Raw genomic sequence first — 14010 nt, 5'->3', positions numbered from 1 at the left:
GCAGGTTTAATTGCTCGTTATGAGGCTTTTTACGCTAATTGACTTGAAATGACCAATCAATTACTGAGATAATCCCCTCCTTAATTTTGGGGCCAGGTCGTTAGGCGGGGTTTTATTTCAAATTTTAGAGTTCGTTTGTACTAAAAAGATATGGCTGAGAAACGTAATATATTTCTAGTGGGCCCTATGGGGGCTGGCAAAAGCACAATTGGTCGTCACATTGCTGACCAATTACACCTTGAATTTTTCGATTCAGATCAAGAGATCGAGCGTCGTACAGGAGCAGATATTGCTTGGGTATTCGATCTTGAGGGTGAAGAGGGCTTCCGACTTCGTGAAGAGACTGTTATTTCAGACTTAACTGAGATGCAAGGCATTGTTCTTGCTACTGGTGGTGGTTCTGTGATCAGTAAAGAAGTTCGTAATAAGCTTTCTGCTCGAGGTATTGTTGTATACCTAGAGACACCGATCGAAAAGCAGGTTGCACGCACACAGCGCGACAAGCGTCGCCCATTATTGCAAACAGAAGAAGCACCGCGCGATGTATTAGAGCGCTTAGCTGAAGAACGCGAACCGTTATACAAAGAAGTGGCTGATTTTGTTGTCCGCACTGATGAGCAAAGCGCTAAAGTTGTTGCTAATCAAATCATTGAGAAATTAGATTTTTAAAAACCAATAATAAAAAGGAAATTAGCGATGCTTGAATTAACTGTTAATTTGGACGAGCGAAGTTATCCTATTTATATTGGTCAATCTGCACTTCAACAGACAGGTCGACTCCGCGAGCACATTGGCGATTGTCGACCTATCATTATCACCAACGACACCATTGCACCTTTGTATTTAGATGATGTAATGACGTCGTTGGCTGATCTTAATCCGTTATCTTTTGTTATTCCTGATGGTGAGCAATTTAAATCACTGGATTGGTTTGAAAAGATTTCAGCGTTTTTACTTGAGCATAACTGTGGTCGTGACACCTGCTTAATTGCATTAGGCGGGGGTGTTGTAGGTGATTTAACGGGCTTTGTAGCTGCGTGTTATCAGCGTGGTGTGCCGTTTATTCAAATACCGACGACATTGTTGTCGCAAGTAGATTCATCTGTGGGCGGTAAAACAGCGGTTAACCATCCGCTGGGTAAAAACATGATTGGTGCTTTTTACCAACCGCAAGCTGTGTTTATTGATACCAAATCATTGCATACTCTGCCAGAGCGCGAGTTTGCAGCCGGTATGGCAGAAGTAATCAAGTACGGCTTAATCTACGATACAGAGCTATTTGCTTATCTTGAGCAAAATATCGCAAAGTTAAAGTCACTTGACGAGCAAACGCTTCAGCATGTGATTTATCGTTGCTGCGAAATCAAAGCACTTATTGTTGCAGAAGATGAAAAAGAAGCTGGTTTACGTGCACTCCTAAACCTGGGCCATACTTTTGGTCATGCTATTGAAGCACAAATGGGTTACGGTAATTGGTTGCATGGAGAAGCCGTGGCGGCAGGTATGGTGCTTGCAGCCCGACTGGCACACACGCGAGGCGACTTATCAGTATCTGAGGTTGAGCGTATTGTACAGTTAATATCACAGTATGATTTACCTGTGGATATTCCAAGCGAGATGACCAGTGAGCAGTTTCTGATTCATATGCGCAAAGATAAGAAAAATAAAAAAGGCACCATTCGCTTTATTCTTCCTACACAATTTGGTCAATGTGCGCTGGTCAGTGATGTAACCGATCAGCAGGTCTGTGATTTAATAGCGCGCTAATGCAATCACAAATATTGCCTAGCCGTGCAGCGCTAGTTGATCGTATTGCCCTCCAATTCGAATATGGGCAGAACCTAATATGCTTATTAGGCGCATCAGGATTAGGAAAAAGTTATTTGTTGGAAACGTTTATTACCGACAAATATCTTGAGTTCAACAAAGCATTTGTACAACTTTCTGGCAAGATGACTGATCAACAGTTCATCACTGAGCTACTCGAACAAAACTTTCGTAACCCACTGATTGATCACACCCTCAGTTTATCTGAAAACTTTTATCAGCTTTATAAACAACAACCCTGCGGTAATTGTTTGTGGGTGATTGATGGCGGCCGTCATTTATCAGATGAAATGATCCAACAGTTAGAAACGTTAGCAAAACAAAGCCCAACAACTTTATATATTTTGCTTGCCTCACAATCATCGGGGCAGTTTACGCAAGCGGTTGAAATTCATCTTGAAGCATTGAACATAAGTGAAAGTAAGCAGCTAATGCGCTGGTTTTTTGATAACTTACCTGTTGAGGAAGACCCTGTATTTCGTACTTTTTTACAAGAAGCACAGGGCAATCCTGCGTTGCTACTTGCATGGCAACCTGAGCTACAAACCGCTGATATTCGTGCGCCAGAAAAAAGTTATAAGCTGCTGTATATCATTTTATTGTTGTTAACGACCATGCTGTTGATTATTGGCTTTTTATACAAAGCTGATATGACGCAGTGGTGGAAAGCGCATTATCAACAAGATACCGCCTTACCGGTGGAAACGGCACTTTCTACTGACGCTGTTGTTAACTCGCAAAGAGACACCGAGCTTAAAGCCGTTGAGCAGCTAGAACCAGAACGAGCACCTGAGCTGCCATCGCCAACAGTTGAAACCGCAGAGATTATTAAGCAACCCGATGAAAAGCATGAAAATAATGTTGCTGCAATTGTTGATAGCCTCGCGCCAGATAAAACGATTGAGCAACCATCACAGCCAGTAGAAAAGCCAAGCAGTGATGAAATTGCCGCTGCGCTGACCTCTGATGCGAAAAATACTGATAACATTGATTCACTCATAGAAGAGCCTGTGAATGACAAACCGCCACTACTTAGCGGTAATGCTTGGTATTTAGCACAGCCAGACAATAATTTTGTTATTCAGCTATTGGCTGTCACGAACCCACAGATCAGCGAGAAATTTATCGCTGAAAATACCTTACAAGGGCAAGTGAATACTTATAAAAGTATGCGCAGTGGCAAGCCATGGTGGATTGTCACTTATGGCAGTTTTTCGACCTTAAGTGATGCTAAGAAAGCAGCCTTATCACTTTCTGAAAATGTGCGTAAAAATCAGCCTTTTTATAAAAAAATAAGTAAAATTAAACAAGAAATCGCTTCACTAGATCAGTAAATTAAAACTGATTAGTGTAAAATCGCGCAACACTGAATTGAAGTTAAGAGCAGATGCAGCAAAAGACCAGGGCCTTCCTTAAATGGGCAGGCGGAAAATACAGCCTAGTTGAGGACATTCACGCCCGTTTAAAACAAGCGAGTATGAATGCAGACACCTTAGTTGAGCCTTTTGTTGGTGCGGGTTCAGTGTTTTTAAATACTGATTTTAAGCATTATATTTTGAATGATATCAATGCAGATCTCATCAATTTATACACAGAGTTAAAGCGCTCGCCAGATGAGTTTATTAGCGACGCTAAAAAATTGTTTGTTGAATTAAACAACCAGCCAGAAGCTTACTATGAATATCGTGTGCAGTTTAATCAAAGTAGCGATGTGTATGAACGTGCTATTTTATTCTTATACATGAATCGTCATGGTTATAATGGTCTATGCCGTTATAACTTGAAGGGGATTTTTAACGTCCCCTTTGGAAAATATAAACGTCCCTATTTCCCTGAAAAAGAAATGAGCTTTTTTGCTGAGAAAGCACAGCAAGCTACGTTTACCTGCCTAGGCTATGACGAAGTCTTTAAGCTTATTCCTGAAAACGCTGTTGTGTACTGTGACCCACCGTATGTACCGCTTAGTAAAACCGCGTCTTTTACGTCATATGCTAAAGGGGGGTTTAACTTAGATGATCAAGCAAACCTAGCAAATTTAGCCGAGCAAGCTGCTTTTGAAAACAATACCCCAGTGCTTATCTCGAATCATGATACGGTCTGGACGCGTAAAATATACAGCCAAGCATCATTAGACGAGATTCAAGTTAAGCGAACAATCAGCCCTAAAGGCGGTTCACGCAATAAAGTCAATGAGTTAATGGCTATGTATTTAGCACCAAAGACACGGTGAAATAGATAGCAGCGACGAAAAGAATAAATAAGATGAGGGCAATCACAGCGAGGGAGCTGAGTGAATGCTCTTTGAAATCAGCTTGACGTTTGTCTTCTGATTGAACACCAAAAAATGCCGCAACGACACTTTGTAATGCACCAAAGAATTTTTTCATGCGATTTAGAACGTCGAGCCTAAACCGCTAACTTTATTTGATTCTTCGCTGCTAGTTAACAGTTCAAGTAAATCTAAGTAATGAAATTGAGCACTACGGCTATCGCCCGTTATCCACGAAAACCAACCCGTTTCTTTATTAGTTTGAATACATTGATTAGTCGAAGACGATACAGTAATCGTATTGCATTGACAGTCTGATGTGGCTGCTAGAAATGTATCTTCATCATTTGAAGAAAGTGATACAAAAGCAGTAACTGAAAGTGCGGACGCGATTAAGATCCCAGTTTTAAAAGCACGCATTGTAATAACCTTTGTTTGTGTTATTTAGATAAGCATACATAAAAGTTGTTCAAATAACAAACTTAATTAATGCTGAATTAGATGATTTTTTAGTAAAATTAGCAGCTTGAAGTAAATGAAATGTTTGATTTTTGTTTGTTTTTAGTTGTTATTAAAAAAGAGGTTATACGCAATGGGGTCGTTCTTTTTACCTAGATTCAATAGTCTAAAAGGCTGACTCTATTATTTTGTCGGGCGCTGCGCTTTCGTGCCGGTGTTTAAATCAGCTAACGATTGGGTTACATTAAGCGCACTTTCATTGCTGTAGCAAATTTTAAGGGATCTCTCATGCTGGAAACATTACAAAAGTATTTAATTGCCCCGTCTATTTTATCGGCCGACTTTGCGCGTTTAGGCGAAGATGTCGATCGCGTCTTAACCAGTGGTGCTGATGTTGTACATTTTGATGTAATGGATAACCACTATGTGCCAAACCTGACCTTTGGCCCCATGATTTGCAAAGCATTACGTGACTACGGTGTTACCGCACCGATAGATGTGCATTTAATGGTGAAGCCGGTTGACCGCTTAATTCCTGATTTTGCTGAAGCTGGGGCATCAATTATTAGTTTTCACCCAGAAGCCAGTGAACATATTGACCGCACCTTACAGCTAATTAAAGATTGTGGTTGCCAAGCGGGATTGGTGTTTAATCCTGCAACCAGCCTGAGCTACCTTGAGCATGTACTCGACAAAGTTGATGTGATCTTATTGATGTCGGTAAACCCCGGTTTTGGCGGTCAAAGCTTTATTCCACATACCTTAGACAAGTTACGTCAAGCGCGTAAAATTATTGAACAATCAGGTCGAAATATTCGCCTTGAAGTGGATGGCGGTGTTAATGTGGATAACATTGCAGAAATCGCTGAGGCAGGAGCCGATATGTTTGTTGCCGGTTCTGCTATTTTCAACCAACCTGATTACAAAGAGGTGATCGATAAAATGCGTGCAGAGCTAGGAAACGTTAATTCATGAGATACGATGCTGCCTTTTTTGACCTCGACGGCACATTAGTCGACAGTGTTTATGATTTGTATATTGCCATGAATTTAACGCTAACAGATTTAGCGTTCCCAGTGGTCACACAAAAATTAGTGGAAGGTTGGGTTGGTAATGGCATAGAAACGCTTGTTAAGCGAGGCTTGAGCGGTGATATGCAAATAAGCGAGCATTTAGATGATGCGTTGGCACAGCAAGCTATCACTCTTTTTTATCAGCACTATGATGAGGTTGTTGGTGATTATAGCGCGCTTTATCAGCACGTTGAGACAGGTCTTGCAGCGCTGGCAAGCATACCCAAAGTCATCATAACCAACAAAGCACGCCGCTTTACTGAAAAACTACTTGATAAGTTGGCACTTACTCATCATTTTCAGTTTATTGTTTGCGGCGATGATATGACAAAAAAACCATCAGCTGAACCGTTACAATTTGCTTGCACACAACTTAATGTAAGCCCAGAAAAAGCCATTATGATCGGTGACTCTAAAAGCGATGTATTAGCAGCTAAAGCCGCTAATGTTGATGTTATCGCGCTCGGTTATGGTTATAACCAAGGTGAAAACCTTGCTGATTTCAATCCAGAGTACCTCTGTGATAATTTCTTAGATATAATACCTGTTCTTACGCAAAGGTAAGTACATTTTAAATTTAGTCTTATTAGTTTAGTAAAATAAAGGAACATCATGAGTAAACCAGTAGTGTTAAGTGGCATTCAGCCAACCGGTGGTATGACAATAGGCAACTATGTTGGCGCTATTAACCAGTGGCTTAAGCTACAGGAAGACCACGAAAGTTTCTTTATGCTGGTTGATTTACATGCCATTACTGTACGTCAAGATCCTGAGCAGCTGCGCTCACGTGTTTTAGATGGTATTGCATTGTATGCGGCGTGTGGTATCGACCCTGAAAAATCTGCGTTATTTGTTCAATCTCAAGTGCCAGAGCATGCTCAGCTTAGTTGGGTGTTAAACTGTTATGCGCAAATGGGTGAGCTTAACCGTATGACGCAGTTTAAAGACAAGTCATCAAAGCATGCTAATAACGTAAACGTGGGCTTATTTTCATACCCTGTATTACAAGCCGCTGATATTTTGTTGTATCAAGCTGATCAAGTGCCAGTAGGCGAAGACCAAAAGCAGCATTTAGAGCTTACTCGTGATATTGCGACGCGTTTTAATAACCTGTACGGAGATGTATTTAAGCTTCCTGAGCCATACATTCCTGAATTTGGTGCACGTGTAATGAGCTTACAAGACCCATTAAAGAAAATGTCTAAGTCAGATGAAAATCCAAACGGCTACATCATGTTGTTAGATGAACCGAAGAAGATTGAAAAGAAACTGAAAAAAGCCGTTACTGATTCAGATGAGCAAGCACGTATTTACTTCGACCGTGAAGAAAAGCCAGGCGTATCTAATTTACTTACCTTGTTATCAGTTGCCACTAAACGCTCAATCGAAGACTTAGTGCCTGAGTACGAAGATAAAATGTATGGTCACCTGAAAAAGGATACAGCAGCAGCCGTGGTTAGCATGATTGAGCCTATCCAAGCGCGTTTTCATGAAATTCGTGATGATCAAGCGTTACTTAATAGCATCATGAAGTCTGGCGCTGAGAAAGCGAGTATTCGTGCTGAAAAAACATTAAAAGCAGTGTACGACGCGGTGGGTTTTATTCCTCGCCCGTAGTCATATAGCAACGGCTTTTAAAGATATAAAAATACCGCTTATAAGCGGTATTTTTATATCTAAGCGTCTAACAGAAACTCAATGCCATTAAGACGCTAAATAGGCAAATGAGTGACACAGCATATTTATCTGTTTTTTCCATTCTACGTTCCTCATCACATTTAAAATATGACTCAATTTTCATCAAAGCTGGTTGGGTATATCTTCAGGTATAAAGGTTGGTGACCTGTTGATAGCGCTACAATAACGGCCTTAGAGGGGGGATGTCGCTTATCAAGATATGAGCAATTTGTTTGATAAGGTTTTTTAATTTATACCTTTTATTTATCAGTGAGTTATATTTAAATCTTATGAAAGAAAATAAGCTTTTAATCAGTACTTTTTAGTGTTTTTTATTGCTTTAGTAGGCTTTGCTTTTACTGCGCTTTCTTCCATTGGTTTCAAAAAACGCAGTAAGCTAAGTGAGTAGCGTGTTTGAGCCGCTATTTTTTAACGGGCGTAACGCCAGGCGAATCACAAGCGATCACCGAAAAGCGATAGCCATACGGCGCATTGTGATCGGGGGTAATTTGAACAATCTCATAATCATTCAATTCCACAGCTTTACTCGTCTCATCTTTTAAGCAACGAGAGTAACTATCAGCCTCAAAGCTAAAAGCAAACATGGCAATGAGACGTTTGCTGCGCTCAAAGTAGCCCTTGGTATTTAAAAATTGACGTAAGTTTTCAACGGTTTCACTCTCACCATCACTCTCACCCTCACTGTCTATCTCAACATTGCGCTTAGATGGGGGCGTTTCTGCGCTGCTCTTTGGAAGGTGTTGTTCTATTTTTTCACTGATTTCTTCAACGGCTTTTTGTTGCTCAGAGGGTGACTCTTTTGCTATCGCTTGGCCATCAACAAAGCTTGTAAGAATATTATCAAGCACCTCTTCAGGTGGTTTGTCATTAATGAACGAAGTCAGATTAATAAAGACCACTGACGCTAATATAAAGCGCACTATAGCCGTTAATAATGGTGAATAACTTTGACTAATAAATTTTATTCGCTCTGAGCCAAACGGTTTTATTAATAATAAAATGAAGATATAGAAGGGTAAAAAAAGTTGAAACAACAGCAGGGTACCTAATGTGATCCCCATTGCCCAAGGGGGCAAATACAGTAAGGTGGCAAAGTTATGGGTATAGTTAAAGTGGTTGGCCGACACATGGGTAACGTCATTAACAATGCCACTGGCCCCAGCTAATACAAAGTTTGCGATACTGGCATAGAAAATTAAGATGAGTGCTTTGCCCGCTAAAGAGTGCCACAGCTGATTAAACTTAGGCCAAAATTCAATAACGAGGGCAATGATAGTGATGGTGGCACTTAGCCAGCCTGATTGCAGAACAATCAGGCTGCTTAATGCTAAAAGGTAGAGCTTTTGTGCGGTACTTAAGTTAAACCAAATGGCTTGTATACGTTCAACCAACCTTGTTTTATGAGGTTGCCAGCTACGCTGCTGTTGTTGAAACTGTTTATTAGCGCGCCACTTCGCTATTTTTAAATACCTACGCACCCAACGTCCTTTTTTATAGTAGTGGTTTTAAGTATCTGCCTGTGTGTGAACGTTCGCAATCGGCCACTTCTTCAGGGGTACCCGAAATTAAAATTTCACCGCCGCCAGAGCCCCCTTCAGGGCCTAAATCGACAATCCAGTCAGCAGTTTTGATCACATCAAGATTGTGTTCAATCACTACAATGGTATTGCCATGGTCGCGTAAACGGTGAAGCACCACTAATAATTGCTGAATATCAGCAAAGTGTAAACCTGTTGTAGGTTCATCAAGTATATAGAGTGTTTTACCCGTGTCGCGTTTTGATAGCTCACGTGCCAGTTTTACACGCTGCGCTTCACCACCTGATAAGGTTGTTGCTGCTTGCCCTAAACGGATATAAGACAAGCCAACATCCATTAGGGTTTGTAGCTTGCGGGCAATCGCGGGAATTTTATCAAAATACTCGCGCGCGTCTTCCACGGTCATTTCTAATACTTGGTGAATATTTTTACCTTTGTACTGTACTTCAAGTGTTTCACGGTTGTAGCGCTGACCTTTACATACATCACACGGCACATACACGTCTGGTAAAAAGTGCATTTCTACTTTGATTACGCCATCACCTTGACACGCTTCACAACGACCGCCTTTCACGTTAAAGCTAAAGCGACCGACTTTATAACCTCGTGAGCGGGCTTCTTGGGTGCCAGCAAACAGTTCACGAATACCAGTAAAAATACCGGTGTATGTGGCAGGGTTTGAACGTGGCGTACGGCCAATCGGGCTTTGGTCAATATCAATTACTTTATCAAAGTGTTCAAGACCACTAATCGATTTATACGGTGCGGCCTCTGCGGTCGTTGCACCATTAAGTTCAGTGTGAGCGAGTTTAAATAAGGTGTCGTTGATAAGCGTTGACTTACCAGAGCCTGAAACACCAGTGATACAGGTCATCAAACCGAATGGAATTTTTAAATCAACATTCTTTAGGTTATTACCCGTTGCGCCGAATAGCTCAAGCCATTTGTCGTTCGTTGGATGACGAGTGGTTGGTACTTCAATTTTTTTCACACCCGATAAGTATTGCCCGGTGATAGAGTCTTTGCTCGCTAAAATATCGTCATGCGTACCTTGTGCGATAACATGACCACCATGAACACCGGCACCTGGACCAATATCGATAATGTGATCTGCAGCGCGAATTGCATCTTCATCGTGTTCAACCACTATCACGGTATTCCCTAAATCGCGAAGGTGAATAAGGGTTTTTAGCAAGCGGTCGTTGTCGCGTTGGTGTAAACCAATTGACGGTTCATCCAGTACATACATAACACCAACAAGCCCAGCACCAATTTGGCTTGCCAAGCGAATACGCTGCGCTTCACCACCCGATAGTGTGTCTGCACTGCGCTCAAGTGATAAGTAGTTTAAGCCAACATTTATTAAAAACGATAAGCGATCACGGATCTCTTTTAAGATTTTATCGGCAATCTGAGCACGCTGACCTGTAAGCGCTAGGCCTTCAAAAAATGCCATACTTTCACCAATACTCATGGTGGTGATAGCTGGCAAATTAGTTTGACCTATGAATACGTGACGAGCCTCTTGGCGTAAACGAGAACCATGACAGCTTGGACATGCTTGGCTGGTTTGATATTTTGCCAGCTCTTCGCGAACTGAGTTTGACTCGGTTTCGCGGTAGCGGCGGTTCATATTATTTAATACACCTTCAAACTCGTGATTACGAGTAATAAGGTCGCCGCGGTCATTTCGATAATTAAAGGCGATTTTGGTTTTACCCGATCCTTCAAGAATGACTTTTTGGGCATCTTTACTTAATTCTTGAAACGGGGCTTCTAGGTCAAAGCCATAGTGTTCAGCCACTGCTTGCAGCATCTGAAAATAATAAAAGCTGCGTTTGTCCCAGCCCTTAATCGCACCGCCCGATAAACTTAGCTCTGGGTTTTGCACCACACGATTGGGATCAAAGTACTGGCGAACCCCTAAACCATCACAGCTTTGACATGCACCAGCAGGATTATTAAACGAGAAAAGGCGAGGCTCAAGCTCGCTCATAGCGTAGCCACATGTTGGACAGGCAAAGTTTGCTGAAAAAAGCATGTCTTCGCTAAGTGAGTCATCCATTGCAGCGACGTGCGCAACACCACTTGAAAGATCAAGGGCTGTTTCGAATGACTCGGCTAAGCGCTGCTGCTGACCATCTTTCACTTTAAAACGATCGACAACCACTTCTATCGTGTGCTTTTTATGCAGCTCTAACGTGGGAGGATCTGATAAGTCACATACCTCACCATCTATACGGGCACGAATAAAACCTTGACTTGCTAGTTGCTCAAGTAGCTTTACATGCTCACCTTTACGGTCTTTAACCACGGGGGCGAGTAGCATGAGTTTGCTGCCCTCTGGCAGAGCTAAAACCGTGTCGACCATTTGGCTAATTGTTTGTGCTGCCAGTGGTAGGTCGTGGGTAGGGCAGCGAGGTTCACCAACACGGGCAAAGAGTAAACGCAGGTAATCGTATATCTCGGTGATTGTGCCAACCGTCGAACGTGGATTGTGCGAGGTTGATTTTTGTTCAATAGAGATAGCCGGTGAAAGACCTTCGATATGATCAACATCAGGCTTTTCCATTAACGATAAAAATTGTCTTGCATAGGCTGAGAGTGATTCTACATAACGACGTTGCCCTTCTGCATACAATGTATCAAACGCTAAAGACGATTTCCCTGAACCAGATAGGCCAGTGATAACTATCAGCTTATCACGGGGAATGGTTAGGCTGATGTCTTTTAAATTGTGCGTACGGGCGCCTCGGACTTCAATGTTTTCCATGCTATCTCGTTTTATTACCAAGTGATTATTTCAGTATCTCACAATACGCGACAAGATTAATCCTTGATCAAAGAAAAAATCCTCACTTACAGGTGATTATTTATTTTTCGCTTGTGGTAGAATCCACGCTTACATTTTAATAGACAGCAAGATTCAGTAATTCATGACAGCATCTTCACTCAACTCCCGAGAAAAACGCGCTGCCGTTTCGTTAGCGAGCGTGTTTGCGTTCCGTATGCTTGGCCTATTTATGTTGATGCCAGTTCTGGCTATTTATGGTCAGCAATTGGAAGGTTTTTCGCCGCTATGGATTGGTTTTGCAATCGGTGCGTATGGTTTAACGCAAGCCGTGTTACAAATTCCAATGGGGTGGTTGTCGGATAAAATAGGCCGTAAAAAAGTGATTATTGGAGGCCTGTGCGTGTTTGCGCTTGGTTCCGTTATTGCTGCCACCGCCGAGTCGGTACAAATGGTGACGTTTGGCCGTGCATTACAAGGTATGGGCGCGATTGCCAGTGCGTTACTTGCTTTGGCTTCAGATTTAAGCCGAGATGAGCAGCGTCCAAAGGTGATGGCTGTTATTGGTATGTGTATTGGTATGAGCTTTGCTGTTGCGATGCTACTAGGGCCAATAGTTGCGGCATCTTGGGGTGTTGCTGGCGTTTTTTGGCTAACAGCTGGGTTGGCCATTTTAGGTATTTTTATTGTCTTGTTTTTGGTTCCGAATGCTGTAAACAAGGCACCCAAAGGCGACACGCTTGCCACCTTAGATGACATAAAACAATTAATTAAACACCCGCAATTAGCGCGTTTAGATTTTGGGGTTATGTTACTTCATCTTACGTTAACCACGGTGTTTGTAGCCTTACCGGGGCAATTAATTAAAGATGGATTAATTGCTGATCATCATTGGTATTTATATATTCCAGTCTTATTTTTAGCGTTTTTCTTAATGGCGCCAATGATGATAGTGGCTATCCGCAAAGAAAAAGAAAAACAGGCGTTTATTGGTTCAATCGCTTTATTAGTATTGAGCATGCTGGCGATGTCATTCTGGGTTGATTCTGTGATTGGCATCGGTGTGTGTATGTTAGTTTACTTTGTCGCATTTAATTTTTTAGAAGCCACTATGCCTGCATTAGTGTCTCGTATTGCCCCTGCAAACCAGAAAGGCTCTGCCATGGGCGTGTTTTCGTCTACGCAGTTTTTTGGTGCCTTTTTAGGTGGTTTATTGGGGGGCTATGTTGCACAAGCGCTAAGTGCGCAAGCAGTGTTTGCGGCGGCGGCACTTGTTGGGGTAATATGGCTTATCCTTGCTTGGAATATGCAAGTCCCACCAAGAAGTAAAATTATTAGCTTAATGACAGAATTAAGTTCCGAGCAGCAGGCACAAGCGCTTGCTTCTCGTCTAGTTGCTTTACCGGGCGTAATAGAAGCAACGGTTGTTTGCGATGAAAATCGCAGCTATTTAAAGATTAATGATAAAGAATTTGACCTAGACCAAGCACGAAAAGCGGCTGGTTTAATCTAACGTTTAAAGGAGAAGTTCCATGGCACGCGGTGTGAACAAAGTAATCTTGGTTGGTAATTTAGGCCAAGATCCAGAAGTACGTTATATGCCTAATGGCAATGGTGTAGCGAATATCAGCATTGCTACGACTGACAGCTGGAAAGATAAAAACACAGGGCAAATGCAAGAGCGTACAGAATGGCACCGTGTTGTTTTATTTGGCAAGCTAGCTGAAGTAGCGGGTGAGTACCTTCGTAAAGGTTCACAAGTTTATATTGAGGGTCGTTTACAAACACGTAAGTGGACTGATCAATCTGGCCAAGAAAAATTTACCACTGAAATCGTGGTAGACATGGGCGGTCAAATGCAAATGTTAGGTGGCCGTGGTGGCGACCAACAGGGTGGTGGTTATCAAGGTGGCCAATCACAAGGCGGTTACCAAGGTGGTCAACAACAAGGTGGCGGCTATGGTGGCGGTTCGCAGCAAGCGCAAAGCAACAGCTATGCACCTCAGCAGCAGTCAGCACCGGCGCCAGCACAACAACAGCGCCCACAACAACAGCCTGCACCTGCACCGCAGCAAAATAACAACCAATACGGTGGTTATGGCCAACAGCAAAGCAGCGCACCACAGCAAGGTGGTTTTGCTCCTAAGCCACAAAATGCACCACAAGGTGGCGCATCAAACCCAATGGAACCACCAATCGATTTTGACGACGATATCCCGTTCTAACCAAAGACAAAATATTAAATGTTGAAAAACAATCTTAAAAGCCGCTTTATAGCGGCTTTTTTAGTTTTATTAGAAAATTAATGTTGAAAACTTAAAAATATCTATTATATTACTTTATAACAAATATAAA

At 42.1% G+C, this 14010-nt stretch carries 13 protein-coding genes; 9 read left to right on the top strand and 4 right to left on the bottom strand.

All coding sequences use genetic code 11. From position 1 onward, the window contains the following. The first annotated feature begins 150 nt into the window (after positions 1 to 150). Genes aroK through IT970_RS13985 form a run of 4 tightly spaced genes read left to right on the top strand, consistent with a single transcriptional unit; the run spans position 151 to position 4057 of the window. Positions 151 to 669 (top strand): shikimate kinase AroK, encoded by a 519-nt coding sequence (gene aroK / locus IT970_RS14000; protein WP_036973192.1) that lies wholly within the window; start codon positions 151 to 153, stop codon positions 667 to 669. A gap of 27 nt (positions 670 to 696) precedes the next feature. Beyond that, complete coding sequence (aroB, locus tag IT970_RS13995) at positions 697 to 1767, top strand: 3-dehydroquinate synthase (RefSeq protein WP_196857427.1); 1071 nt, start codon at positions 697 to 699, stop codon at positions 1765 to 1767. Then, on the top strand, positions 1767 to 3161 hold the full coding sequence (locus IT970_RS13990) for an AAA family ATPase (RefSeq protein WP_074989342.1): 1395 nt from the start codon (positions 1767 to 1769) through the stop codon (positions 3159 to 3161). Before aroB ends, IT970_RS13990 begins: the two co-directional genes overlap by 1 nt. A 53-nt stretch (positions 3162 to 3214) precedes the next feature. After that, entirely contained in the window at positions 3215 to 4057 is an 843-nt protein-coding gene (locus tag IT970_RS13985) for a Dam family site-specific DNA-(adenine-N6)-methyltransferase (protein ID WP_065978301.1), read from the top strand. Here the strand turns inward: IT970_RS13985 and IT970_RS13980 are convergent. Both IT970_RS13980 and IT970_RS13975 read right to left on the bottom strand, forming a co-directional pair. Further along, complete coding sequence (locus IT970_RS13980) at positions 4029 to 4214, bottom strand: DUF2970 domain-containing protein (protein ID WP_196857426.1); 186 nt, start codon at positions 4212 to 4214, stop codon at positions 4029 to 4031. The two genes, IT970_RS13985 and IT970_RS13980, sit on opposite strands and share 29 nt — an antisense overlap. 5 nt (positions 4215 to 4219) lie before the next feature. Next, on the bottom strand, positions 4220 to 4516 hold the full coding sequence (locus IT970_RS13975; RefSeq protein WP_074989344.1) for a hypothetical protein: 297 nt from the start codon (positions 4514 to 4516) through the stop codon (positions 4220 to 4222). A 327-nt stretch (positions 4517 to 4843) separates the two neighbouring features. On the opposite strand from IT970_RS13975, the gene rpe reads away from it, so the two are divergent. Genes rpe through trpS form a run of 3 tightly spaced genes read left to right on the top strand, consistent with a single transcriptional unit; the run spans position 4844 to position 7245 of the window. Further along, complete coding sequence (gene rpe, locus IT970_RS13970) at positions 4844 to 5530, top strand: ribulose-phosphate 3-epimerase (RefSeq protein WP_036973185.1); 687 nt, start codon at positions 4844 to 4846, stop codon at positions 5528 to 5530. Continuing rightward, complete coding sequence (locus IT970_RS13965; RefSeq protein WP_036973184.1) at positions 5527 to 6192, top strand: HAD-IA family hydrolase; 666 nt, start codon at positions 5527 to 5529, stop codon at positions 6190 to 6192. Before rpe ends, IT970_RS13965 begins: the two co-directional genes overlap by 4 nt. A 48-nt stretch (positions 6193 to 6240) precedes the next feature. Continuing rightward, positions 6241 to 7245, top strand: a complete 1005-nt coding sequence (gene trpS, locus IT970_RS13960; RefSeq protein ID WP_036973183.1) for a tryptophan--tRNA ligase — start codon at positions 6241 to 6243, stop codon at positions 7243 to 7245. Between the two features lie 482 nt (positions 7246 to 7727). Here trpS and IT970_RS13955 read toward each other — a convergent pair whose 3' ends face one another. Beyond that, positions 7728 to 8804, bottom strand: coding sequence for a hypothetical protein (locus IT970_RS13955; RefSeq protein ID WP_074989345.1), 1077 nt, complete (start codon positions 8802 to 8804; stop codon positions 7728 to 7730). A gap of 13 nt (positions 8805 to 8817) precedes the next feature. Then, complete coding sequence (uvrA, locus tag IT970_RS13950; protein WP_074989346.1) at positions 8818 to 11637, bottom strand: excinuclease ABC subunit UvrA; 2820 nt, start codon at positions 11635 to 11637, stop codon at positions 8818 to 8820. Positions 11638 to 11800: 163 nt separating this feature from the next. On the opposite strand from uvrA, the gene IT970_RS13945 reads away from it, so the two are divergent. Both IT970_RS13945 and ssb read left to right on the top strand, forming a co-directional pair. After that, entirely contained in the window at positions 11801 to 13168 is a 1368-nt protein-coding gene (locus tag IT970_RS13945) for an MFS transporter (protein ID WP_036973178.1), read from the top strand. Positions 13169 to 13187: 19 nt separating this feature from the next. Beyond that, entirely contained in the window at positions 13188 to 13880 is a 693-nt protein-coding gene (ssb, locus tag IT970_RS13940; RefSeq protein ID WP_065978307.1) for a single-stranded DNA-binding protein, read from the top strand. The last annotated feature ends 130 nt before the right edge of the window (positions 13881 to 14010 follow it).

The organism is Pseudoalteromonas sp. A41-2 (genome assembly GCF_015767615.1).
Classification (GTDB): Bacteria; Pseudomonadota; Gammaproteobacteria; order Enterobacterales; family Alteromonadaceae; genus Pseudoalteromonas; species Pseudoalteromonas lipolytica.
This window is presented reverse-complemented; position numbering and strand designations above follow the sequence as displayed.

What these genes read in the sequence shown, in the direction of transcription:
- aroK (WP_036973192.1), top strand. Translation starts at nt 151, where the DNA reads ATGGCTGAGAAACGTAATATATTTCTAGTGGGCCCTATGGGGGCTGGC.
- aroB (WP_196857427.1), top strand. Translation starts at nt 697, where the DNA reads ATGCTTGAATTAACTGTTAATTTGGACGAGCGAAGTTATCCTATTTAT.
- IT970_RS13990 (WP_074989342.1), top strand. Translation starts at nt 1,767, where the DNA reads ATGCAATCACAAATATTGCCTAGCCGTGCAGCGCTAGTTGATCGTATT.
- IT970_RS13985 (WP_065978301.1), top strand. Translation starts at nt 3,215, where the DNA reads ATGCAGCAAAAGACCAGGGCCTTCCTTAAATGGGCAGGCGGAAAATAC.
- IT970_RS13980 (WP_196857426.1), bottom strand. Translation starts at nt 4,214, where the DNA reads ATGAAAAAATTCTTTGGTGCATTACAAAGTGTCGTTGCGGCATTTTTT.
- IT970_RS13975 (WP_074989344.1), bottom strand. Translation starts at nt 4,516, where the DNA reads ATGCGTGCTTTTAAAACTGGGATCTTAATCGCGTCCGCACTTTCAGTT.
- rpe (WP_036973185.1), top strand. Translation starts at nt 4,844, where the DNA reads ATGCTGGAAACATTACAAAAGTATTTAATTGCCCCGTCTATTTTATCG.
- IT970_RS13965 (WP_036973184.1), top strand. Translation starts at nt 5,527, where the DNA reads ATGAGATACGATGCTGCCTTTTTTGACCTCGACGGCACATTAGTCGAC.
- trpS (WP_036973183.1), top strand. Translation starts at nt 6,241, where the DNA reads ATGAGTAAACCAGTAGTGTTAAGTGGCATTCAGCCAACCGGTGGTATG.
- uvrA (WP_074989346.1), bottom strand. Translation starts at nt 11,637, where the DNA reads ATGGAAAACATTGAAGTCCGAGGCGCCCGTACGCACAATTTAAAAGAC.
- IT970_RS13945 (WP_036973178.1), top strand. Translation starts at nt 11,801, where the DNA reads ATGACAGCATCTTCACTCAACTCCCGAGAAAAACGCGCTGCCGTTTCG.
- ssb (WP_065978307.1), top strand. Translation starts at nt 13,188, where the DNA reads ATGGCACGCGGTGTGAACAAAGTAATCTTGGTTGGTAATTTAGGCCAA.